Raw genomic sequence first — 21,875 nt, 5'->3', positions numbered from 1 at the left:
CAGAAGACATTGGAACTACCAGAAATATATGGTATGTTTGACTAGTACGAAAACTAAATGGTGAGAGGGAGATGTTAATGTCTTTGCTTAAAAGAATCGGCTTCAGTTTTCTTGTCGTTTTGCTGACCCTTGGTAGTTTAATTATACCTCAAGGAGCAAGCGCTGCTAAGTCAGATGAGGCAACTAGAGGAGAATTCGTCCAATCAGTTGTACAAGCACTTAATTTACCTACGAGCGATGGTTCGACGCTCACATTTACAGATGTGGACAAACAGTTAGCTCCTTATGTTGAAGCTGCAGTGAAAGCAGGTCTTGTTCACGGCCGTTCAGCTACAAAGTTCGATACAAATGGTTCACTAACTCGTGAACAGGCGTTTGTTATTTCAGCACGTGCCGCAAAAACAGATAAAACTTATCCGATGAGCCTCCTTGACCGTTTTAAGGACAAGCGTGACTTCGGTGCTTCGTTGCGTCCAGAAATGGCGAAAAGCATCGGTTTAGGTCTGTTGAAAGGCTATTCAGACCACACAGCAAAACCAAAACAGGCAGTTATGAAAAATGAAATGCGTGCAATCGTTAATCGTTTAGTAAAAATAAGTCAGGAATACCCAGGTGCTGATGAAGCAACTGTATCCCTACGTGTAATGGGTACGACTGATCTTCACATGAACCTTGTAAACTATGACTATTATCAGGATACTAAGGTAGAAGACTATGGACTTACAAAAGTAGGTGTGTTGGTGGATGAAATACGCGCTGAATCTGAAAATACGCTTATGTTCGACAATGGAGATTTAATCCAAGGGAATCCACTCGGTACATATAAAGTGAGTGTAGATCCGTTGGAAAAGGGTGAAGTACACCCTGCATTTGCAGCGATGCAAGCACTTGACTATGATGTGATGTCTTTAGGAAACCATGAGTTTAACTATGGACTGGAATATCTGGACCAAGTGATCGATGAGTCTGGTTTCCCTGTCATTAACGCAAACGTGTATGACGCGAAAACAGGTAAAAACCGCTACAATCCTTACATTGTAATGGATAAAGAAGTAACAGACTCTAAAGGTGAGAAACACACATTGAAAGTCGGCGTTATCGGAGTCGTTGCACCAGGTATCCTTCGCTGGGATGGCGCAGTACTTAAAGGTAAAGTAACTGTGGAAGATGGTTCAGATACAGTTAAGAAATTCTTGCCACAAGTACAAAAAGAAGGCGCTGATGTTGTATTCGTAATTGCTCACTCAGGAATTGGCGATGAAATTCATGAGCAGGACGAAGATGATATTACATGGCAGATTTCTGAAATTGACGGCGTCGATGGAGTTCTAACAGGCCACAACCACGCGTTGTTCCCTGGGGACTTTGCAGACACAAAAAATGCAGATCAAGTTGCTGGTACGTTGAATGGAACTCCTGTCGTTATGCCAGGTAAGTTCGGTAGCCACCTTGGATTGCTCGATTATGAATTGAAAATAGAAGATGGCAAGTGGGAAGTCATCTCTGGAAAAGGCTCACTCCGCGCAGTTCACAAAGATTCAGAAGAAATCAACCAAGGTGTCATGGATGCGGTCAAGGAAGCTCACGAAGGAACACTTGAGTATATCCGCACACCGGTTTCTAAAACAACAGCACCAATTACAAGCTATTTCGCGCTTGTGAAAGATGATCCATCGATTCAAATTGTTACAGAAGCACAAAAACGTTATGTAGCAACACAGATTCCGGGTACAGAGTATGCAGATTTACCAATTTTATCAGTAGGTGCACCATTTAAAGCAGGCGGTAGATATGGTTCCGACTATTACACGGACATCCCTGTTGGAGACATTGCCATTAAAAACATGGCGGATTTATATGTATTCGACAACACGATTACAGGACTTGTCATGACAGGAGCCGATGTTAAGGAATGGCTTGAAATGTCAGGTGGTCAGTTCAATCAGATTGATCCGAAAAAATCTGGAGAACAAAACGTGTTAAATGAAAATTACCGGTCCTACCTGTTTGACGTTATTGATGGTGTCACATATGAGTATGACGTGACGCAACCAAACAAATATGACGGAGCAGGTAAAGTTGTCAACGAAGGCGCAAGCCGAGTGAAAAATCTTATGTTTGACGGAAAGCCAATTGATCCGAAACAGCAGTTTATCGTAGTAACTAACAACTATCGTGCAAGTGGGGAATTCCCGGGAGTACGTAACGCTACAGATACGCTTTCTTACCAATACGAAAACCGTGAAGCGGTTGTCGACTACATGAAAGCAGTAGATCCAATCGATCCTTCTGCAGATGGCAACTGGTCCATTCAATCAGTGGGCGGAGCAAACATGATCTTCGAAACATCTGAAAAGGGTAAACAACATCTTGGTGACGATAGCCGCATTAAGTACGTTGGACCAACAAAAGATGGATATGCGAAATATGAATTGAAGTAAGAACTAGAAAAAGAGACGTGCTCGTTGCGTCTCTTTTTTCTAGTAAAGTTCGGATAAAGAGAAACAGTTTCTTTATGTCTTAGTCTATGTATTTGATTTGGGGGGGCAGAGAGATTCGTTTTATTTCAATTGGATAAAATTATACATTGAAAAGGAGATGGAGAAATTTTGCTAAAAAAAGTCGGCGTTAGTTTTCTTATCGTATTGTTAACTGTTGGAAGCCTAGTGATCCCACAGAAAGCAAATGCTGCAAAGTCAAACGAAGCAACAAGAGGAGAATTCATCCAACAAGTTGTGAAAGCGCTTAACCTTTCGCTAAGTGACGGTTCAACGCTCAAATTTAAAGATGTAGATAAACAACTCGCACCTTACGTTGAAGCTGCAGTGAAAGCAGGTCTTGTTCATGGGCGGTCTACTACGGAGTTCGACACAAATGGAACATTGACACGTGAGCAGGCATTTGTTATTTCAGCACGTGCTGCGAATACAGACAAAACGTATCCGATGAGTTTGCTTGATCGTTTTAAGGACAAGCGGAACTTCGGTGCTTCATTGCGTCCAGAAATGGCAAAAAGCATAGGACTTGGTCTTATGAAGGGCTATTCAGATGGAACAGCAAAACCGAAACAGGCAGTCATGAAAAATGAGATGCGAGCAATTGTGAATCGACTGTTACAAGTAAGTCAGCCACATCCTGAAGAAGCGACTGTAGCACTTCGTGTTATGGGTACGACGGATATTCACACGAATCTCATGAACTATGATTATTATCAAGACAAAGTGATTCAAGACTATGGACTTACGAAAACAGGAGTTCTTATCGACGAAGCACGTGCAGAGGTTGAAAACACGTTGTTATTCGATAACGGGGATCTGATTCAAGGGACGCCACTCGGTAGTTACAAAGTAAAGGAAAAGCCGCTCCAAAAAGGGGAAGTGCATCCTTCTGTTGCCGGATTGAATGCACTCAAATATGACGTGATGTCATTAGGAAATCATGAGTTTAACTTTGGTTTGGATTACTTGGACAATGTTATTGAAGGTGCAGAATTCCCAGTTCTGAATGCCAACATCTATGATGAAGCAACAGGAAAAAACCGCTTTACACCTTACGTCATTCTGGACAAGGAAGTGACGGATTCTAAAGGGGTCATGCATAATTTGAAGGTGGGCGTAATTGGAGTTGTTGCTCCTGGAATCATGCGTTGGGACGGGTCGAATTTAAAAGGGAAAGTTACAGTTGAAGATGGTGCGGATACTGTAGAAAAGTTCTTGCCACAAGTACAAAAGGAAGGCGCTGACGTCGTATTCGTTATTGCTCACTCTGGAATAGGTGATGAAGTTCACGACAAGGGAGAAGATGATGTCACGTGGCAGATTTCTGCACTTGAAGGTGTGGATGGTGTGTTGACAGGTCATAACCACGCACTCTTCCCCGGCGACTTCAAAGATGTGAAAAATGTGAACTCAGAAGAAGGTACACTGAATGGTACTCCAGTTGTCATGCCAAACCGTTTTGGTAGTCACCTTGGATTACTAGACTATCAATTGAAAATGGACAATGGCAAATGGGTAGTTGTTTCCGTTAAAGGATCAGTACGTGAAGTTCATAAAGACTCTGATAAGGTGAATCAAAAAGTAGTAGATGCAGTGAAAGAAGTCCATAAAGAAACATTAGATTACATTCGAACTCCTGTTTCTAAAACAACTGCGCCACTTACGAGCTATTTTGGGCTTATTAGAGACGATTCCTCCATCCAAATTCTAACGGAAGCACAGAAACACTACGTTGAGGATAAGATTAAAGGAACCGAGTATGAGAAACTTCCGATTTTGTCTGCAGGATCTCCATTAAAGTTCGGTGGTCGATATGGTCCTGATTATTATACGGATATCCCGGCTGGAGATGTGTCTATTAAAAACTTAGCGGACTTGTATGTCTATGATAATACGGTCGCTGCGGTTGTTCTTACAGGTAAGAACATCAAAGAATGGCTCGAGATGTCTTCAGGTGCATTCAACCAAGTAGATCCTACAAAGTCGGAAGAACAAAATATTGTGAACGAAAACCACCGTTCTTACAACTTTGACGTAATTGACGGACTAACATATGAGATAGATATTACGCAACCTGCGAAGTATGATAGCAAAGAAGGAAAGCTTGTAAATGAAAACGCAACTCGGATTCGGAATTTACAATATAAGGATCAACCGATTGATCCGAATCAAGAATTTGTTGTCGTAACAAATAACTATCGCGGTAGCGGAAACTTCCCTGGAGTACGGGATGCAAAAGAGATCATCTTCTATCAAGATGAAAATCGTGAAGCCGTTATTGAGTATTTAGAAACAATCGATCAAATTGAGCCCTACGTAGACAACAACTGGTCGATTCAGCCTGTAAAAGGTGCAAAAATGATTTTTGAAACCTCAATAAAAGGTAAAGAACATATCGGTGATGACACGCGCATTAAATATATCCAACCAACTAAAGAAGGTTACGGGAAGTATGAATTGAAATAAGAACGTTTAAGGGGACGCACTCATTGCGTCTCTTTTTTTTACGTAAATAGCAGAAAAAAAGCAATCCAGATGTAAGTTATTCTGAAATAATTTTAAAATGAAAAATAATTTGAAAATCAATTACTTTAAATATAAACAATAGAAATCAAGAGCCGAAAGTATAAGTATGCTTTTACTACTTACTAGAAATGAGAGATGACCTATGTCAATTGGAAAAAAGTTGTATGGAGGATTCGGTGTACTTATCGTTGTTATTCTACTTTCATCGTTATATAGCTTTAATCAAATAGCTAAAATTGAAGATGAATATGACTTTTTGCTCGAAAGTCGTGTTGCACAAACTATACTCGCAAAAAATATTCAGGCAGAAAGCGGTCTAGAAGGCGTTTACATACGCTCGTATTTACTACTAGGTCAACAAGATGATTTGGATAAATTCGACGAGCATTATGAAAGAATAAACGAATCCATCGCTGGAATTCGTCAACTTGCCCAATCGGATAAGATGAAGGGATTGATAGACAAAACAGAACAATTTAATGCGGAGTTTTATGCAGTATCCCAGGATGTTATTAAATTGAAAAAAGCTAATGATGTAGAAGGCGCAATCCAATTGATGGATTCGGAAATGAGCATTATAAATGAGGGGCTAAGAGAAACATTAACTGAAATGACTACGTATCAAAACGAACAATTAACTATAGTAAATAAGAGCGCACTCGACACTGCTAAAAACGCAAAGCTTGGTTTGCTTGGAGCAAGCATTCTCGCATTAGTGTTAGCTGCACTCATTTCAACAACGATTACTCGCAGTATTTCTAAGCCTGTGATTCGTCTATCTAAAGCGGTATCTGTTGTCGCATCTGGAAACTTGTCAGATGAGGACATTCATCTGAAATCCAAAGATGAACTGAAAGATCTTGCGAATTCATTTAACGGCATGAAACAAAGTCTTCGAACACTTATTGGTGGGGTGAACGACAACGCCCTGCATTTGACAGCTTCAGCAGAAGAGCTGTCTGCAAGTACGTATGAGGTATCACAATCCTCTGAAGAGATGGCGAAATCTATTGACTCTGTCGCACAAGGTGCACGATTATCAGCATCTGCTGCAAGTGAGAGTTCAATAGTAATGGAAGAAACGGCTGTAGGTGTCCAACGTATTGCAGAATCAGCAACGCAACTAAACGACAGTGCTGAGAAAACCATGTATATCGCTACGGAAAGTGGTCAGACAATCGAAACAGCGAAAGAGCAAATGGATATTATTTATAACTCGTCAAATCAAACTTCAGAGCTGATCCAACGGTTGAGCCGTCAGACTGAAGAAATTGAGAACATTACGAATGTCATTACTAGCATCACGGAACAAACCAACTTGCTAGCACTCAACGCGGCAATTGAAGCAGCACGCGCTGGAGAGCATGGAAAAGGATTTGCTGTCGTCGCAGATGAGGTACGTAAACTGGCAGAGGAATCGAAGAAGTCCGCGAGTCAGATTGTCGAGTTGACGATGGCAATTCAGACTGATACAAAGAACGTGGAACAATCGGTCTCTGAAAGTATGGTGAATGTAGAACAAGGTGTTCATGTCATTGAAAATGCAGGGCGTACGTTCTTGGAGATTGTGAAAGCTGTTCAGGTCATGTCCGGTCAGATTGCAGAAATCTCCGCAGCAACAGAGCAGATTTCTGCAAGTGCTGAAGAAGTATCAGCCTCTGTGAATGAAATTTCAGGTCAAGCTACAAGTGCTTCTGCACAAACAGAACAGAACGCAGTTGCGATGGAAGAGCAATTGGCAACGATAGAAGAAATCAATGCAGTGGCTCAAGACCTTAGCAACAAAGCGGTGGATCTACAGGAAATGATTCATCAGTTTACAGTATAATTAGCAATTGGAAGTCCTTTTGTCAGCATTAGCTGACAAGAGGACTTTTTTAGTGCTAGCGGATATAGGAATTCACTGGATACATGCATAAATGATCTAACACATTCATGTTACTGTCCTCATACAAAAAAATCAGCTGCCCCATTTGAGCAGCTAATCTTACGTTAGTATAGGGACACAAGAACGCCGCTTTCCTTGAATGGTTTGGCTATTGCGACAGGTTAGTATATAAAACAAAGTAAGCTACGTTTATTCACTTCACACTTCAGTAAGTTAATAAACTCAGCACTTAGTTCTAGTTCCATGGCTTTTACATACGATAGGATGAGCAGATCATCGGGGAGTCTGTTCATAAACACGACACCTTCTTCCAGCATTGTATTATTCAATTTCCCCAAGTACGAGGAAAGCGGCTTACTTTTAACTTATCAGATAACTAAAAAAAGAACAACCGTTCGGTTATCCACATTGATTGGTGGATAAAATGTGGACAAGCTGTTCATAGGAGTTAGTAGGTCTATCGCAATCAAGGGGATAACGTGGAAAAAGTTATGCACACTTGTGGACTGCGCGAAGTTTGTCGAAAGATTTTTTGATTTGTTGGATACAGTTGATCAAAAAGTTTATAAAAAAGTGCGATGTGCAATATATCGCGTGGTTGAGGCGTTGTAAGCGTATACATTTTCACTATATATTCTAAATTGAAAAATTATTTCAAAAACATGGTTGACTCTTTATTTCTTTCGCTATATGATTACAACAATCTACTTCAGCGAAAGGTTGTTTCAACTACCTGGTTGCTGAAATTATCGTTCACCCGTTGGTGCCATTGTGAGGAGTGAGTTTCATGAGAAGTGACATGATAAAGAAAGGTGTCGATCGTGCACCGCATCGGAGTCTACTGTATGCGACAGGCGTGCGATCGAGAGATATGGAGAAACCATTCATTGGAGTATGCAACTCATACATTGATATCATTCCCGGTCATATGCACTTAAACAAATTTGCGGAAGTCGTGAAAGAAGCGATACGTGAAGCAGGAGGCATTCCTTTCGAGTTTAATACAATCGGTGTTGATGACGGAATTGCTATGGGGCATATTGGTATGCGGTATTCATTGCCAAGTCGTGAACTCATTGCCGATTCAGCTGAAACAGTCATTAACGCGCATTGGTTTGACGGTGTGTTTTACATCCCGAACTGTGACAAGATTACACCAGGAATGCTGATGGCAGCGGTCCGTACGAATGTTCCTTCCGTATTCGTTTCAGGAGGTCCTATGGAAGGTGGAACTTCAGCAGACGGTAAGCCGTTATCCCTCGTATCTGTGTTTGAAGGAGTTGGCTCTTACAAACAAGGAACCATGACTGCTGAAGAACTGCTCGATATTGAACAAAGTGCATGTCCTACATGTGGTAGCTGTTCAGGAATGTTCACCGCTAACTCCATGAACTCTCTAATGGAAATGCTAGGCGTCACCGTGCCGGATAACGGCACAATCATCGCAACTTCTGATGAGCGTCATCGGCTCATTAAAGAAGCGGCGCAGCATCTCGTGAGAATGGTAAAAGAGGACATTAAGCCACGAGACATCATTACAAAAGAGACAATTGACGATGCGTTTGCACTCGATATGGCGATGGGCGGATCTACAAACACGGTCCTTCATACACTCGCAATTGCACACGAAGCGGAAATCGAGTACGACGTCCGTGATATTAATGAAGTCGCTAAACGGATTCCATATTTATCGAAAATCAGTCCAGCATCCGATTATACAATGCACGACGTCCATCTGGCAGGTGGCGTCAGCGCCATTATAAAAGAGCTTTGTGAAATTGAAGGTGCTGTTCATCCAGATAGGATGACAATCACCGGAAAGTCACTCTATGAAAATGTGAAAGACCGGCCAATCAAGAACGATCAAGTAATACGTCATAAAGAAAATGCTTATAGTCCAGTTGGAGGTCTTTCCGTTCTATTTGGAAATATTGCACCAGACGGCGGCGTCATAAAAGTCGGTGCTGTCGATCCTTCCATCAAAGAATTCAGAGGTGAAGCTATCGTCTTTGAATCTCAGGAAGCAGCTCAAGAAGGTATTGACGATGGTACTGTGCAAGCAGGTCACGTCGTAGTCATTCGTTACGAAGGTCCAAAGGGCGGACCTGGAATGCCGGAAATGCTCGCGCCGACTGCAGCGATTGCAGGTCGAGGACTTGGAACGGAAGTCGCGCTCATCACGGATGGTCGTTTCTCAGGAGCATCCCGAGGTATTTCCATCGGACACATTTCTCCGGAAGCAGCTGAAGGCGGTCCAATCGCTCTTGTGGAAAACGGAGATGTCATTACAATCGACTTAACCAATCGGACCATTGAATTGGAAGTCGATGAAGAAGAACTTGCAAAACGTAAAAGCCAATTGAAACCATTTGAACCGAAAATCAAAAAAGGGTATCTTGCCCGTTATTCTAAATTAGTGACATCCGCTAGTACGGGTGGCGTTATGAAAATTTAATAGACGAACTCGATGATGAGGTAAAAGTGTTTGGATCCTGCATTCCCAGAGAGCCGGTGGTGCTGCAAACCGGTAATGCAACCAACGCGATATCGCCTCGGAGTGAACAGCTGAACAAAGTAAGCTGTTTCGGGCAGTTGTGCCCGTTATGATAAAGGATGCGATTCATTCGCGTCCATGAGGCGGTGAACTTTACCGTGAACAAGGGTGGTACCATGAAAGCTTTTTCATCCCTTGCGCAATAATTTTTTGCGCGGGGAGAAAAGGCTTTTTATTATGATTTAATCTGGATTCCCGATGGAGCCATATATAGAGCTATGATGACAAGGAGAGATGCAAATGAGTACGGAATTGAAGTTGAAAACGGCACCTAAAGCTAATGAGAACGATGCCGCTCCAATGCGGCCAGCTAATGGATCGGATGTGTTAATCAGGTCCTTGAAAGAACTACAAGTTGAAATCATTTTCGGATATCCAGGCGGTGCAGTACTTCCAATTTACGATGCACTGTATCAAAATCCAATTCAACACATTTTAGCCCGCCACGAACAAGGAGCGATTCATGCTGCTGAAGGGTATGCACGAGTTTCAGGCAATCCCGGCGTGGTAATTGCTACATCAGGTCCAGGTGCAACCAACCTTGTCACAGGCATTACAGATGCCATGATGGATTCCATCCCACTCGTTGTGTTTACTGGCCAAGTCGCAAGTAGCGTCATTGGAACAGATGCTTTCCAGGAAGCGGATATTATTGGGATTACGCAACCAATCACGAAGCATAACTACCAAGTTAGCAGGGTAGAAGATCTGCCTCGTATCATTAAAGAAGCGTTTCATATTGCATCGACTGGTAGACCGGGACCTGTAGTTGTAGATATTCCAAAAGACATCGCCACAGCTTCTGCAGAAAACGTCCCAGAAGCTCCAACTGAACTTTATTTGCCTGGTTATCAGCCTACTGTTCATCCGAATTACCTGCAAATTCAAAAAACAATCGCGTTACTTAAGCAAGCGAAACAGCCTGTGATTTTAGCAGGGGCTGGTGTACTTCACGCTAAAGCGACTGAAGAACTGAAGGAATTCGCTGAAGTGAATCGGATTCCAATTGCCAATACACTCCTTGGGTTAGGAAGTATTTCAGGAGATCACGAACTCTTCCTTGGTATGGCAGGCATGCATGGTACGTACACTTCGAACATAGCAATCAGTGAATGTGATGTACTCATTAATATCGGTGCTAGATTTGATGATCGATTGACAGGTAACCTAAACCGATTTGCACAAAATGCTACTGTCGTTCACATCGATATCGACCCAGCGGAAATCGGAAAGAATGTTCCGACTGCAATTCCGATTGTTGCTGATGCAAAAGAAGCGTTACTTGCATTGTTGAAGCATCCGGCATGCAAGCCAGACACGGAGGTTTGGTTAACAAAACTCGAGAGTCTGACAAAAAACTTCCCACTTTGGTATGAAGAAGACCCGGAACATCTACTTCCTCAACAAGCACTTGAGCTGATCCACAAGATTACAGAGGGAGATGCGATAGTGACGACGGATGTCGGACAGCACCAAATGTGGACTGCTCAGTATTATGGACTGAATCATGCAGATCGCTGGGTAACTTCGGGCGGTCTCGGGACAATGGGCTTCGGATTCCCAGCAGCTATCGGGGCACAACTCGCAAAACCGGATGCACGAGTAATTGCAGTTGTTGGTGACGGTGGTTTCCAAATGACTGCACAAGAATTATCACTGCTTCAAGAACTTCGAATTCCAGTGAAAGTCGTGATTTTGAACAACGAAGCACTCGGAATGGTGAGGCAGTGGCAGCAGACGTTTTTCGAAGAACGCTATTCACAATCATTAATCCCGATCCAACCGGATTTCGTGAAACTAGCAGAAGCCTATGATTTGAAAGGCTACCGCATTAAAAGTTTGGCAGAAGCGGAAGCGGTATTTACGGAAGCATTGTTATCAGATGAACCCGTTTTGATCGACTGTCGCGTGAAACGTATGGAAAATGTCTATCCGATGGTAGCACCGGGGAAAGGAATTCAAGAAATGATTGGAGTGAGTGCGCCATGAAACGAGTCATCACAGTAACAGTTATCAACCAAAGTGGCGTGCTGAATCGGGTCACTGGGTTGCTCATGAAACGCCAATTCAACATTGAAAGCATTACGGTTGGTCACACGGAACAATCAGGGATGTCGAAGATGACGTTCATCGTCCATGTGGAGGATGAACGCAAAATCGAGCAGCTCGTGAAACAGCTGCAAAAGCAAATCGACGTGATTAAGGTGAATGATATTACCGACAAGTCGATTGTGCTGCGGGAGTTGGCGTTAGTGAAAGTGACGTCTCCGCCACATGCAAGAGGGGAGATGAACAGCCTGGTAGAACCGTTCCGGGCGACTGTCGTCGATTCCGGAAAGAACATCGTGACGTATCAAGTGACGGGGGATCCGGAAAAGATTGACGCGTTCATCGCCTTGCTAAAGCCATATGGCATCAAGGAGCTCACACGAACAGGAACGGCAGCATTCGTGCGAGAAGTCCAAAAAGCTCCGTCTCCATTGTTATCGATTTTGAAATAGCTCATAGTATCCGGACTGTGTTGATTTACGCTTCAGACGGACGCTTTCCGAGGGGCTCGATCTCAGCCGCTTCCCTCGCTGCGCTCAGTCCAGGGTCTTCGATCTTCGCTGATCCCTCCGGAGTCGCCGTCTTACGCTACAATCAACGAATCGTGTTAGCGGCATGTCAACATCTTGAAAAATGATTAAAAAAATAAAAATAAAAATAAAACCCACAAACCCTAGGAGGAATTCATTATGACAAACATGTATTATAACCAGGACATCAACGAGAAAGTATTGGACGGTAAAAAAATCGCGGTAATTGGATATGGTTCACAAGGTCACGCACACGCACAGAACTTGAAAGACTCCGGATTCGATGTTGTTGTAGGAATTCGTCCAGGGAAGTCATTTAATAAAGCAAAAGAAGATGGCCTTGAAGTAGCTACTGTTTCTGAAGCTGCAGAGCAAGCAGATGTGATCATGGTATTGCTTCCAGATGAGCGCCAAAAGAAAGTATATGAAGAAGAAATTGCACCTGCCCTAAAAGCAGGAAAAGCACTCGCATTCGCACACGGATTCAACATCCACTTCGGTCAAATCAAACCACCTGCAGACGTTGATGTATTCCTAGTCGCTCCAAAAGGTCCAGGACATCTCGTACGACGGACTTTCGTTGCAGGTGCAGGCGTACCAGCACTATTCGGAGTGTATCAAGATGCATCAGGTACGGCACGCGAAACAGCACTTGCGTATTCAAAAGGGATTGGATCAGCACGAGGCGGAGTTCTTGAAACCTCATTTGAAGAAGAGACAGTAACCGATCTATTCGGGGAGCAAGCGGTCCTTTGTGGAGGATTGACTTCACTTATCAAAGCAGGATTCGAAACGCTTGTAGAAGCGGGCTACCAGCCGGAACTCGCATATTTCGAAACACTCCATGAAACGAAGCTCATCGTTGACTTGATGTATGAAGGCGGAATGGCAGGTATGCGTTACTCTGTTTCAGATACAGCAGAATGGGGAGATTTCGTTTCAGGACCGCGTGTTATCGACGCAGATACGAAAGCTCGTATGAAGTCGATCTTGGAAGATATCCAATCAGGGAAGTTCGCAAAAGAGTGGATTCAAGAAAACGAAGATGGTCGTCCGAACTTCAACCGCATTGAAAAAGAAGAAGCAGGACATCAACTTGAAGAAGTCGGTGAAAAACTGCGCGCGATGATGCCATTTGTTGCTAAAGGATTGAAAAAAGAGGAAGAGGTGACTGCAGGTGCGACGAATTGACTTTTTCGATACAACACTGAGGGATGGCGAACAGTCAGCAGGCATTAACTTAAATACAGCGGAAAAGCTTGAAATCGCACGCCAACTTGAACGTCTTGGTGCAGCGGTGATTGAAGCGGGCTTTCCCGCTTCATCCCCCGGCGACTTCGAAGCAGTTCAACGCATCGCAACTACCGTAAGAAACTCTACAGTGACGGGCTTAGCCCGTGCTGTAAAGAGTGATATCGATACTTCGTGGGATGCGTTAAAAGGCGCAGAACAGCCTCACTTACACGTGTTCCTCGCAACTTCACCCATTCATATGGAATATAAATTGAAAAAGACACCGGATCAGGTCGTGGATATAGCAGTGGAAGCGGTCAAATATGCTCGCTCTAAATTCCCACTTGTGCAATGGTCCGCTGAAGATGCATTCCGTTCAGATCCAGCGTTTCTCGTTCGGATTTTGAACGAAGTCATCGCAGCTGGTGCAACAACGGTAAACATTCCAGATACGGTCGGATACGCATCCCCACAAGAATACGGTGCGCTCTTCCGCTTCTTGAAAGAGAATGTCCGTGGAATCGATCGTGTGAAACTATCTGCACATTGTCATGACGACTTAGGAATGGCCGTTGCGAACTCTATCGCTGCAATCGAAAACGGTGCCGATCAAGTGGAAGGGACTATTAACGGTATCGGAGAACGTGCAGGGAATGCTGCACTTGAAGAAATCGCGGTTGCCCTTCACATTCGAAAAGACTTCTACAACCTGGAAACGGGAATTCGTCTTAATGAAATCAAACGAACAAGCGAACTAGTTAGCCGATTAACTGGTGTCATAATCCAGCCAAATAAAGCAGTTGTCGGAAAAAATGCATTCGCACATGAGTCTGGCATTCATCAAGATGGCATGTTGAAAAATCCAGAGACCTACGAAATTATTACACCCGAACTTATTGGTGCAACGAAAGAGCCGCTTGCCCTTGGAAAACACTCAGGTCGCGCAGCCTTCAAAGATCGGGCCATCACGATGGGCTTCACTTTAAGCGACGATCAGTTAAATGAAGTGTTTGCAGAGTTCAAGGAGTTAGCGGATAAAAAGAAAGAGATTACGGAAGATGACCTATTCGTCCTCTTTACGAGACAACAACTTGAAAAAACTGAAACGCCAATTTATGACTTGGAAAGTATCCAAGTGCAGTATGGAACAAATAATGTACCGACTGCTACTGTGACGAGCACGAATCCTGAAGGGGAAACAGTCAGCGTTGCAACGACTGGCGCAGGCTCTGTAGAAGCAATCTTCAATACATTGGAATTGCTTGTGAAAGGCGATGTGCACATTCTCGATTATCAAGTTTCTTCTATTGGTAAGGGGCGAGATGCACTCGGTCAGGCGGTGGTGAATTTGAACTTCAATGGAACACAGTTAACAGGTAGAGGGATTGCGCAAGACGTATTGGAAGCATCGGCAAAAGCATACTTGAATGCGATTAATCGCCAACTGGTGCGACAGTCATTGGAAACTCAAAAAGAACTTGCAGTTGAAACTGTAAATTAACCCTATAAGGAGGAGACGACGATGGAAAAACGTATCGCAGTATTACCCGGTGACGGGATTGGTCCAGAAGTAATCAGTTCTGCAGTGAAGGTGCTTGAAGTAATTGCTAGAAGATTTCATCATTCGTTCGAATTTGACCACGGTTCTATCGGCGGGGCTGCAGTAGATGCCTTTGGTACACCGCTTCCAGATGAAACAATTACACTGTGTGAAAAGAGTGATGCTGTGTTACTCGGCGCGGTAGGTGGTCCGAAGTGGGATCAAAACCCTGCTGAAACTCGTCCGGAAAAAGGCTTGCTTGCCATCCGTAAGCACTTCGGGCTCTTTGCAAACATTCGTCCCGTAAAGGCGGTACCAGCAATCCTCCATCGCTCTCCTTTGAAAGAGGATCTTGTGAAAGACGTGGATCTAGTCATCGTTCGCGAATTGACAGGCGGGCTGTATTTCGGTGAACCAAGTAGGAAAACACATGATGCTGCTGTTGATACACTTGTTTATACGCGAGTGGAAATCGAACGAATTGTCCGATCTGCCTTTGACCTCGCACGAATGCGGCGTGGAAAAGTAACTTCTGTTGATAAAGCGAATGTACTGCAGTCTAGCCGATTATGGCGGGAAGTGGTCGAGGAAGTCCGTGCTGGCTATCCCGACATTGAAGTCGAACACCAACTTGTCGATTCCGCTGCAATGAAACTGATTACAAACCCAGCAGCATTCGACGTCATTGTTACGGAAAATATGTTTGGAGATATTTTGAGTGATGAAGCATCAGTCATTACAGGATCTCTTGGGCTATTGCCTTCAGCAAGTGTCCGGACGGACGGTTTTGGTTTATACGAACCGGTCCATGGGTCTGCGCCAGACGTAGCAGGAAAAGGACTTGCGAATCCGGCTGCTACAATTTTGTCCGCTGCAATGATGTTGCGTCAATCATTCGGAATGGAAGAAGAAGCTGCAGCGATTGAGCAAGCCGTTCAGACGATTTATGAAGAAGGTCATTGCACTGCAGATCTTGCAGGACCAGGTGTCCGTCCAATGTCGACAGAACAATGGGCAGCACGCGTTGCTGAGGAAGTGGATATCCAGTCTGTTTCAAACAGTATCATGTGTTCGTACGTATAACTAAACAACCGCGGCGTTTGCATGCTGCCACTCATGGAAAGGGGAATTGGAAATGGTAAAAACAATTATTGAAAAGGTTTGGGATCGACATGTCGTGACAGAAGAAGAAGGGAAACCTGATTTGCTCTATATCGACCTCCATCTCCTCCATGAAGTGACATCCCCGCAAGCGTTTGAAGGATTACGACTTGCAGGACGGCAAGTGCGGCGTCCGGAACGATGTTATGCGACGATGGATCATAACGTGCCGACACGCAATATTGAAACTGTCAGCGATCCGACCGCTCAGAAACAAATGACGACACTTGAAAAGAACTGCGAAGAATTCGGGGTTGAACTTGCGCATATGACGCATCCAGACCAAGGAATTGTCCACATTATCGGGCCTGAACTAGGACTTACACAACCTGGCCGCACAATTGTTTGTGGAGACAGTCATACCTCTACACACGGTGCGTTTGGTGCTATTGCTTTTGGAATAGGTACGAGTGAAGTCGAACACGTACTTTCTACACAAACCCTTTGGCAAAATCGACCAAAAACGATGGAAGTGAAGATTTCCGGAGAATTAGGTACGGGAGTCACTGCGAAAGACGTGATTCTAGCGGTCATTGCAAAATTCGGCATCGATGTAGGAACAGGACATATTATCGAATTTACGGGTGAAGCCATCCGTAACCTTTCGATGGAAGAACGAATGACGATTTGTAATATGTCAATCGAAGCAGGGGCAAAAGCAGGATTGATCAGCCCTGATGAAACAACTGTTGAGTATTTAAGGGGCCGTCGCCACGTTCCTGAAGGAGAATCATTTGAAGCAGCTGCGGCGGAATGGCTAGCACTTGCGACTGATGAAGGTGCGGTCTATGACACAACGCTGACTCTCGTTGCAACTGAAATTGAACCTTATGTAACATGGGGAACGAACCCTGCGATGGGAACAGGAATTAGTGGTCACGTTCCGTATGCGTCTGATTATGCATCACCATCTGACAAAGAAGCGTTGAAAAAAGCAATCGCTTATATGGGACTGGAAGAAGGGTTGCCGTTATCCGACATATCCATCCAGCATGTCTTTATCGGCTCGTGTACAAATGCTCGACTGAGTGACTTGCGTGCAGCGGCAGCAATTGTGGAAGGTCAACAAGTTCATCCGACCGTCACTGCGATTGTCGTACCGGGATCACGTTCTGTAAAACGGCTTGCAGAACAAGAAGGGCTGGACGAAGTATTTAAAGCGGCCGGATTTGAATGGCGTGAATCCGGATGCAGTATGTGCCTGGCAATGAATGATGACGTCGTTCCTGCAGGGGAACGTTGTGCATCTACATCCAACCGGAACTTCGAAGGACGCCAAGGCGCTGGCGCACGTACACATCTTGTCAGTCCAGCGATGGCGGCAGCGGCTGCGATTGCAGGGCGATTTACAGATATTCGAAAAGTACCTGTGCTACAGGACTGAAGGGAGGAGCATTATATGGAACCGATTAATATAGTTGAAAGTGTCATGACCCCGTTAGACCGAAAAAATGTCGATACGGACCAAATCATTTCAAAAGAGTTTTTAAAGAGAATTGAACGCACAGGATTCGGAAAGTATTTGTTTTATCATTGGCGGTTTGACAGAGAAGGCAATGCGAATACCGAATTTGTTCTAAATGATCCTAGGTTTGAAGCATCACAGATTTTAGTAGCGGATGAAAACTTCGGTTGCGGCTCTTCCCGGGAACACGCACCGTGGGCCATTCTGGATTACGGATTCCGAGTCGTGATCGCGCCAGGATTTGCGGATATCTTCTATAGTAACTGTTTCAAAAATGGCATCTTACCGATTCGACTCACTCAAAGCGAAATCGATTCCTTACTTGCAGATGGCCAAAAGAACCCGATTGAGCTCACTGTGAACTTGGAGAAACAAACTGTTACACGGCATGACACAGGAGCTATCCTCGCCTTCAACATCGACCCGTATTCTCGCCAGATGTTGTTGAATGGTTGGGATGAAATTTCGCTCACATTCCAATATGAAGACCAAATTACTGCGTATGAAGAACGTATGGCCCGTTGAGATAACGGGCTTTTTTCGTAATAAAGGATATTTCTAGAACCATGTCGAAATTTTGTATGCACAACAATCTGATTATTGGGGGAATTTGATTGAGAAATGAAGACTTGCTACTCATACCTGGACCGACGCCTGTCGTCGATTCTATTTACGATGCATTGGGGGAGGAAACTCGTGCTCATACAGATCCACGATTTGTAAGCCGATTTAAATTAGCCATTGAACGTACAAAGCGAATTTTGAATACGGATGGGGAAGTATTTATCGTCGCTGGATCTGGAACACTTGCAATGGAAATGGCACTCGTCAATACGATTGCACCTGGGGAGCGGCTTTTGATCATCAGTCATGGTTATTTCGGGGATCGTTTCATTAAACTGGGGCAAGCATTCGGGATTCAAATTGATCTGCTGCAGGCAGAGTGGGGCCAACAAGTCGATTTGAAACATGTCAAAGAGCATTTAGAGAAAAACCAATACAAAGCGGTCACTGTGACGCATGCTGATACGTCAACGGGCGTTCAGGCAAGCTTAGATGAATTAATTCCGCTCATTAAACAGCACGGTGCTTTAGCTATTGTTGACGGAGTATGTGCAACAACAGCAATGCCGGAAGATATGCAACACAATTATGCAGGTCCAGACACAGCAATCGACATTGTCTTAACTGGTTCGCAAAAAGCGATTGGAGTCCCTCCGGGCGTGGGCATAGTAGCTTTCAGTCAAGCGGCGTTGAAAGCACGTAACGAAATGGAATCAGTATCTGCCTACTATTGTGATATCCATAACTGGATCCCGGTCATGCATGATCCATCCAAATACTTTGCAACACCGCCTGTCAACATGATCTACGCACTCGAAGAAGGATTGCGGATTGTTGAAGAAGAGGGTCTCAAAGAACGTTATGTCCGTCATAAAGCCTATGGGAGTGCCGTTCGATCAGCATTACGGGTATATGGTATGGTACCGCTAGCTGAAGAGAAAGACGCTGCACCGACATTGAGTTGTATCTACTATCCAGAAGGTGTAGACGATGCCGCATTCCGTGCAGAGTTAGCTAAAGAAGGTGTGATTTTATCAGGCGCACTTGCACATCTAGCTGGAAAAGCTTTTAGAATCGGTCACATGGGGAATACAACTCCAGAAATGTTGGAGACTGCTATCAGAAAAATCGGTGAAGCTTTGCAAAATTGCGGGCATGAAGTGGTGGTTGAAGAGGCGGTGGCCGTGCTGCAAGAAACATTGGGTTCATTGTCAACTAACTAAGAATCCTACTATTACTATAGAATAAAAAGACTACAAAAATTCCTTTTTGAATTTTTGTAGTCTTTTTGTTTGGAAACAGGTTATATATTTTTTCTTAGTGATGAATATTGTCCAAAAGTTTTATTGGTTTTAATGAAGATACTTAACGTGGTATGGAAAAAAGATTATTTAGAAAAATTGTCTTGAAAATGATAATTAGATAGTTTAGAATAAATGTAATGTTCAGTTAGTAAGTTCTGTTAACTAACTAACTGAGTTTATGTTGACTACTACCTACCGACAGTAAGGGGCAGTTGCAATGCAAAATGGGAGTTTAGGATTTTTAAGAAATGAAAACAAACGCAAAGTCCTTCAACGAATAATTAATGAGGAACCGACTACTAGAGTTCAGATTTCTAAAGATTTATTTATGAGTAAACCGACAGTATCCAGCCTTGTTGGAGAATTAATTGAAGAAGGTTGGATTCTTGAAACCGGAAGCGGAGAAGCATCTTCTAGTGGAGGCAGAAAACCAGTAAATCTTAGATTCAATGCTAAAAATGCGTATTGTATTGGAATTGATATTGGAGGTACGGGAGTTGTACTTGGAATAACAGATTTACAGGGAGAACTAGTAAACTTGAAAGAATTTGAAACGCAGAAACACTTGGGCGAAAAGTTACTGTTGGAGATTAAATCTCAAGTAAATGTCATGTTGAGTGAAAGTGATATTGATAGTGAAGATATTTTAGGGGTTGGCATTGGTGTCCCTGGGATTACAAATTTAGAAACAGGGATTGTAGTTGAAGCACCCGCTTTAAAATGGAGCAATTACCCCGCAAAGAAAAAAATTGAAGAGATCCTGTCAATGCCTGTTTTTATCGATAATGATGTAAATGTAAGTTTACTAGGTGAAAAGTGGTTAGGAAAAGGCAGACATGCATCAAACATGATCTATATCTCTATAGGAACCGGAATTGGAAGCGGTATCATGCTACAAGGAAATATATATCGCGGTAGTAATTACAGTGCTGGAGAAATAGGTTATATGGTAACTGATCGTCAGTTTGCAAATTCGTATAAACCTTCTGTCAAAGGATATGGCTTTTTAGAGAGTGTATCGGGCGGGAATTCAATTGGCGAACACTTGTCAACTCGTTTGAAAAGAGAAGTTACTTCATCAGAGGCGTTTGAGTTATACAGGAAAGGCAACGTGGATGCGATTGAGGTGGTTACAGTAGCAATCGAAAATTTATCCATTGGAATTGCTAACTATGTTTCATTATTTGATCCTGAGATTGTCATTCTAGGAGGTGGTGTCACCCAGTCGTTCGATGTTATACAGCCGATGATAAACGACATCCTGAATCGTTATACACCTAGATCTTGTGAAGTTGTACAATCAGCTTTTGGTAAGAAGGCTGGAGTAATTGGTGCCGTGGCATTGGTGCTGAATGAGCATGGAGGGTTATTTACTACAAAAAGAGAGGGGTTAGGTCAATGAAAATGCAATTTAAGTTTGGTTTGTTTTTCGTGTTGCTAGCAGCATTATTGTTAGGAGGCTGTATGGCTGGAAGTTCAGAGAAAACTGAAAAGCCGGCTACTGGAGATACTGAAGAGAATAAAGATGGAGATGCAGAAAATAAAGAACTTGAAGATAAAGTCGTCATATATTCTCCGCATGGTAAGGATATTTTAAGTGACTTCCAAAAACAATTTGAAGCGGAATACGGTATTAAGATGGAATTCTTGGATATGGGTTCTCAAGAGATTTTGGACCGTATTCGTTCGGAAAAGAATAATACCCAGGCCGACGTTTGGTGGGGGGCACCACAAGTCAACTTTGATCAAGCTAAAGATAACGATTTACTAGCTGAATACAAACCAACTTACGCTGACTCACTTGATGAAATTTATCATGATCCAGATTGGATGTGGTCAGGGACGTCGATGACACCAGAAGTAATTTTGTATAACTCAAAGGAAATTTCTAAAGAAGATGCTCCAAAGGACTGGGATGACCTTCTTGATCCTAAATGGAAGGATGAAGTTATTATTAGATACCCGCTGGCATCTGGAACGATGAGAACCATCTATTCTTCTATGATTTACAGAACATATAAAGACTCTGAAGATCCTGCAGAGGGTTATGAATGGTTGAAGAAATTTGATATGAACACGAAGGAATATGCAGCCAACCCAGAAATCATGTACAACCAAGTGGCAAAAGGAGTTGGAAGTTTAACAGTTTGGAATATGCCAGATACTGTTATGCTAGCTAAAGAAAAAGGATATCCTTTCGATTATGTGCTTCCGGAAAGTGGAACTCCTGTACTAACGGAAGGCATCGCTATTATAAAGGATGCTCCACATCCTAATGCGGCTGAAGCTTTCTATGAGTTTGTAAACACTCCAGAGGCTGCAAAGTTGTTGGCTGAAAGCTATTACCGTATTCCAACACGAGATGACGTGACTGACCTGCCAGAATGGATCAAAGAAGCAGAAGACAAAATTAAGCCAATGGATATCGATTGGAAATTGTTCCAAGAAAAATCTGACGAGTGGATGGATTATTGGGATAACAATATTAAAAACACAAAGAAAGATAAAAGTGACGAAGAGTAATTGAATTTTAACTGCTATGAAAATTAAAGTAAAACTGATT

General features: G+C 43.3%; 15 protein-coding genes and 1 other annotated feature. Of the genes, 14 read left to right on the top strand and 1 reads right to left on the bottom strand.

The features are described from left to right. Nucleotides 1-77 precede the first annotated feature (77 nt). From ACR65F_RS02165 to ACR65F_RS02155, 3 genes are all read left to right on the top strand, one after another. Nucleotides 78-2,441 (top strand): bifunctional 2',3'-cyclic-nucleotide 2'-phosphodiesterase/3'-nucleotidase, encoded by a 2,364-nt coding sequence (locus tag ACR65F_RS02165; RefSeq protein ID WP_440503053.1) that lies wholly within the window; start codon nt 78-80, stop codon nt 2,439-2,441. A 168-nt stretch (nt 2,442-2,609) separates the two neighbouring features. Further along, nucleotides 2,610-4,964: a bifunctional 2',3'-cyclic-nucleotide 2'-phosphodiesterase/3'-nucleotidase gene (locus ACR65F_RS02160; RefSeq protein ID WP_440503051.1), complete on the top strand. Its 2,355-nt coding sequence runs from the start codon at nt 2,610-2,612 to the stop codon at nt 4,962-4,964. Between the two features lie 202 nt (nt 4,965-5,166). Continuing rightward, on the top strand, nt 5,167-6,852 hold the full coding sequence (locus ACR65F_RS02155; RefSeq protein WP_440503050.1) for a methyl-accepting chemotaxis protein: 1,686 nt from the start codon (nt 5,167-5,169) through the stop codon (nt 6,850-6,852). Between the two features lie 221 nt (nt 6,853-7,073). Here ACR65F_RS02155 and sda read toward each other — a convergent pair whose 3' ends face one another. Further along, the gene (sda, locus tag ACR65F_RS02150; RefSeq protein WP_156137899.1) at nt 7,074-7,205 is read right to left on the bottom strand and encodes a sporulation histidine kinase inhibitor Sda; all 132 of its coding nucleotides are present in this window, start codon (nt 7,203-7,205) and stop codon (nt 7,074-7,076) included. A 494-nt stretch (nt 7,206-7,699) separates the two neighbouring features. Here sda and ilvD point away from each other — a divergent pair, with 494 nt between their 5' ends. The 11 genes from ilvD (at nt 7,700) to ACR65F_RS02095 (ending at nt 21,835) form a co-directional block, all read left to right on the top strand. Further along, a complete protein-coding gene (gene ilvD, locus ACR65F_RS02145) occupies nt 7,700-9,367 on the top strand; it encodes a dihydroxy-acid dehydratase (protein WP_039042179.1) in 1,668 nt (555 codons plus the stop codon). A 3-nt stretch (nt 9,368-9,370) separates the two neighbouring features. Beyond that, nucleotides 9,371-9,605: a binding site (T-box leader), on the top strand. A gap of 161 nt (nt 9,606-9,766) precedes the next feature. Beyond that, entirely contained in the window at nt 9,767-11,455 is a 1,689-nt protein-coding gene (gene ilvB / locus ACR65F_RS02140; RefSeq protein ID WP_440503210.1) for an acetolactate synthase large subunit, read from the top strand. Beyond that, nucleotides 11,452-11,967: an acetolactate synthase small subunit gene (gene ilvN / locus ACR65F_RS02135; RefSeq protein ID WP_125103570.1), complete on the top strand. Its 516-nt coding sequence runs from the start codon at nt 11,452-11,454 to the stop codon at nt 11,965-11,967. The genes ilvB and ilvN overlap by 4 nt, the downstream gene beginning before the upstream one ends. A gap of 237 nt (nt 11,968-12,204) precedes the next feature. Then, the gene (ilvC, locus tag ACR65F_RS02130) at nt 12,205-13,236 is read left to right on the top strand and encodes a ketol-acid reductoisomerase (protein ID WP_440503047.1); all 1,032 of its coding nucleotides are present in this window, start codon (nt 12,205-12,207) and stop codon (nt 13,234-13,236) included. Then, nucleotides 13,223-14,779 (top strand): 2-isopropylmalate synthase, encoded by a 1,557-nt coding sequence (locus ACR65F_RS02125; protein WP_440503046.1) that lies wholly within the window; start codon nt 13,223-13,225, stop codon nt 14,777-14,779. The genes ilvC and ACR65F_RS02125 overlap by 14 nt, the downstream gene beginning before the upstream one ends. A gap of 21 nt (nt 14,780-14,800) precedes the next feature. Beyond that, complete coding sequence (gene leuB, locus ACR65F_RS02120) at nt 14,801-15,901, top strand: 3-isopropylmalate dehydrogenase (protein ID WP_440503045.1); 1,101 nt, start codon at nt 14,801-14,803, stop codon at nt 15,899-15,901. A 52-nt stretch (nt 15,902-15,953) separates the two neighbouring features. Beyond that, nucleotides 15,954-17,363 (top strand): 3-isopropylmalate dehydratase large subunit, encoded by a 1,410-nt coding sequence (leuC, locus tag ACR65F_RS02115; RefSeq protein WP_440503044.1) that lies wholly within the window; start codon nt 15,954-15,956, stop codon nt 17,361-17,363. Nucleotides 17,364-17,378: 15 nt separating this feature from the next. Next, nucleotides 17,379-17,969 carry a 3-isopropylmalate dehydratase small subunit gene (gene leuD, locus ACR65F_RS02110; protein ID WP_440503043.1) on the top strand — a complete coding sequence of 197 codons (591 nt, stop codon included), beginning with the start codon at nt 17,379-17,381 and terminating at the stop codon, nt 17,967-17,969. An 89-nt stretch (nt 17,970-18,058) separates the two neighbouring features. Next, nucleotides 18,059-19,231, top strand: coding sequence for a pyridoxal-phosphate-dependent aminotransferase family protein (locus ACR65F_RS02105; protein WP_440503041.1), 1,173 nt, complete (start codon nt 18,059-18,061; stop codon nt 19,229-19,231). A 298-nt stretch (nt 19,232-19,529) separates the two neighbouring features. Then, complete coding sequence (locus ACR65F_RS02100) at nt 19,530-20,714, top strand: ROK family protein (RefSeq protein ID WP_440503040.1); 1,185 nt, start codon at nt 19,530-19,532, stop codon at nt 20,712-20,714. Further along, nucleotides 20,711-21,835 (top strand): extracellular solute-binding protein, encoded by a 1,125-nt coding sequence (locus ACR65F_RS02095; protein ID WP_440503038.1) that lies wholly within the window; start codon nt 20,711-20,713, stop codon nt 21,833-21,835. The genes ACR65F_RS02100 and ACR65F_RS02095 overlap by 4 nt, the downstream gene beginning before the upstream one ends. The last annotated feature ends 40 nt before the right edge of the window (nt 21,836-21,875 follow it).

This window comes from Sporosarcina sp. SAFN-010 (assembly GCF_059415065.1).
The sequence above is the reverse complement of the archived record's forward strand: the minus strand, read 5'-3'. Positions and strand labels throughout refer to the sequence as shown.

Coding starts and splice junctions, on each gene's coding strand:
- ACR65F_RS02165 (WP_440503053.1), top strand. CDS start 78: ATGTCTTTGCTTAAAAGAATCGGCTTCAGTTTTCTTGTCGTTTTGCTG.
- ACR65F_RS02155 (WP_440503050.1), top strand. CDS start 5,167: ATGTCAATTGGAAAAAAGTTGTATGGAGGATTCGGTGTACTTATCGTT.
- sda (WP_156137899.1), bottom strand. CDS start 7,205: ATGAACAGACTCCCCGATGATCTGCTCATCCTATCGTATGTAAAAGCC.
- ilvD (WP_039042179.1), top strand. CDS start 7,700: ATGAGAAGTGACATGATAAAGAAAGGTGTCGATCGTGCACCGCATCGG.
- ilvB (WP_440503210.1), top strand. CDS start 9,767: ATGCGGCCAGCTAATGGATCGGATGTGTTAATCAGGTCCTTGAAAGAA.
- ilvN (WP_125103570.1), top strand. CDS start 11,452: ATGAAACGAGTCATCACAGTAACAGTTATCAACCAAAGTGGCGTGCTG.
- ilvC (WP_440503047.1), top strand. CDS start 12,205: ATGACAAACATGTATTATAACCAGGACATCAACGAGAAAGTATTGGAC.
- leuB (WP_440503045.1), top strand. CDS start 14,801: ATGGAAAAACGTATCGCAGTATTACCCGGTGACGGGATTGGTCCAGAA.
- leuC (WP_440503044.1), top strand. CDS start 15,954: ATGGTAAAAACAATTATTGAAAAGGTTTGGGATCGACATGTCGTGACA.
- leuD (WP_440503043.1), top strand. CDS start 17,379: ATGGAACCGATTAATATAGTTGAAAGTGTCATGACCCCGTTAGACCGA.
- ACR65F_RS02100 (WP_440503040.1), top strand. CDS start 19,530: ATGCAAAATGGGAGTTTAGGATTTTTAAGAAATGAAAACAAACGCAAA.
- ACR65F_RS02095 (WP_440503038.1), top strand. CDS start 20,711: ATGAAAATGCAATTTAAGTTTGGTTTGTTTTTCGTGTTGCTAGCAGCA.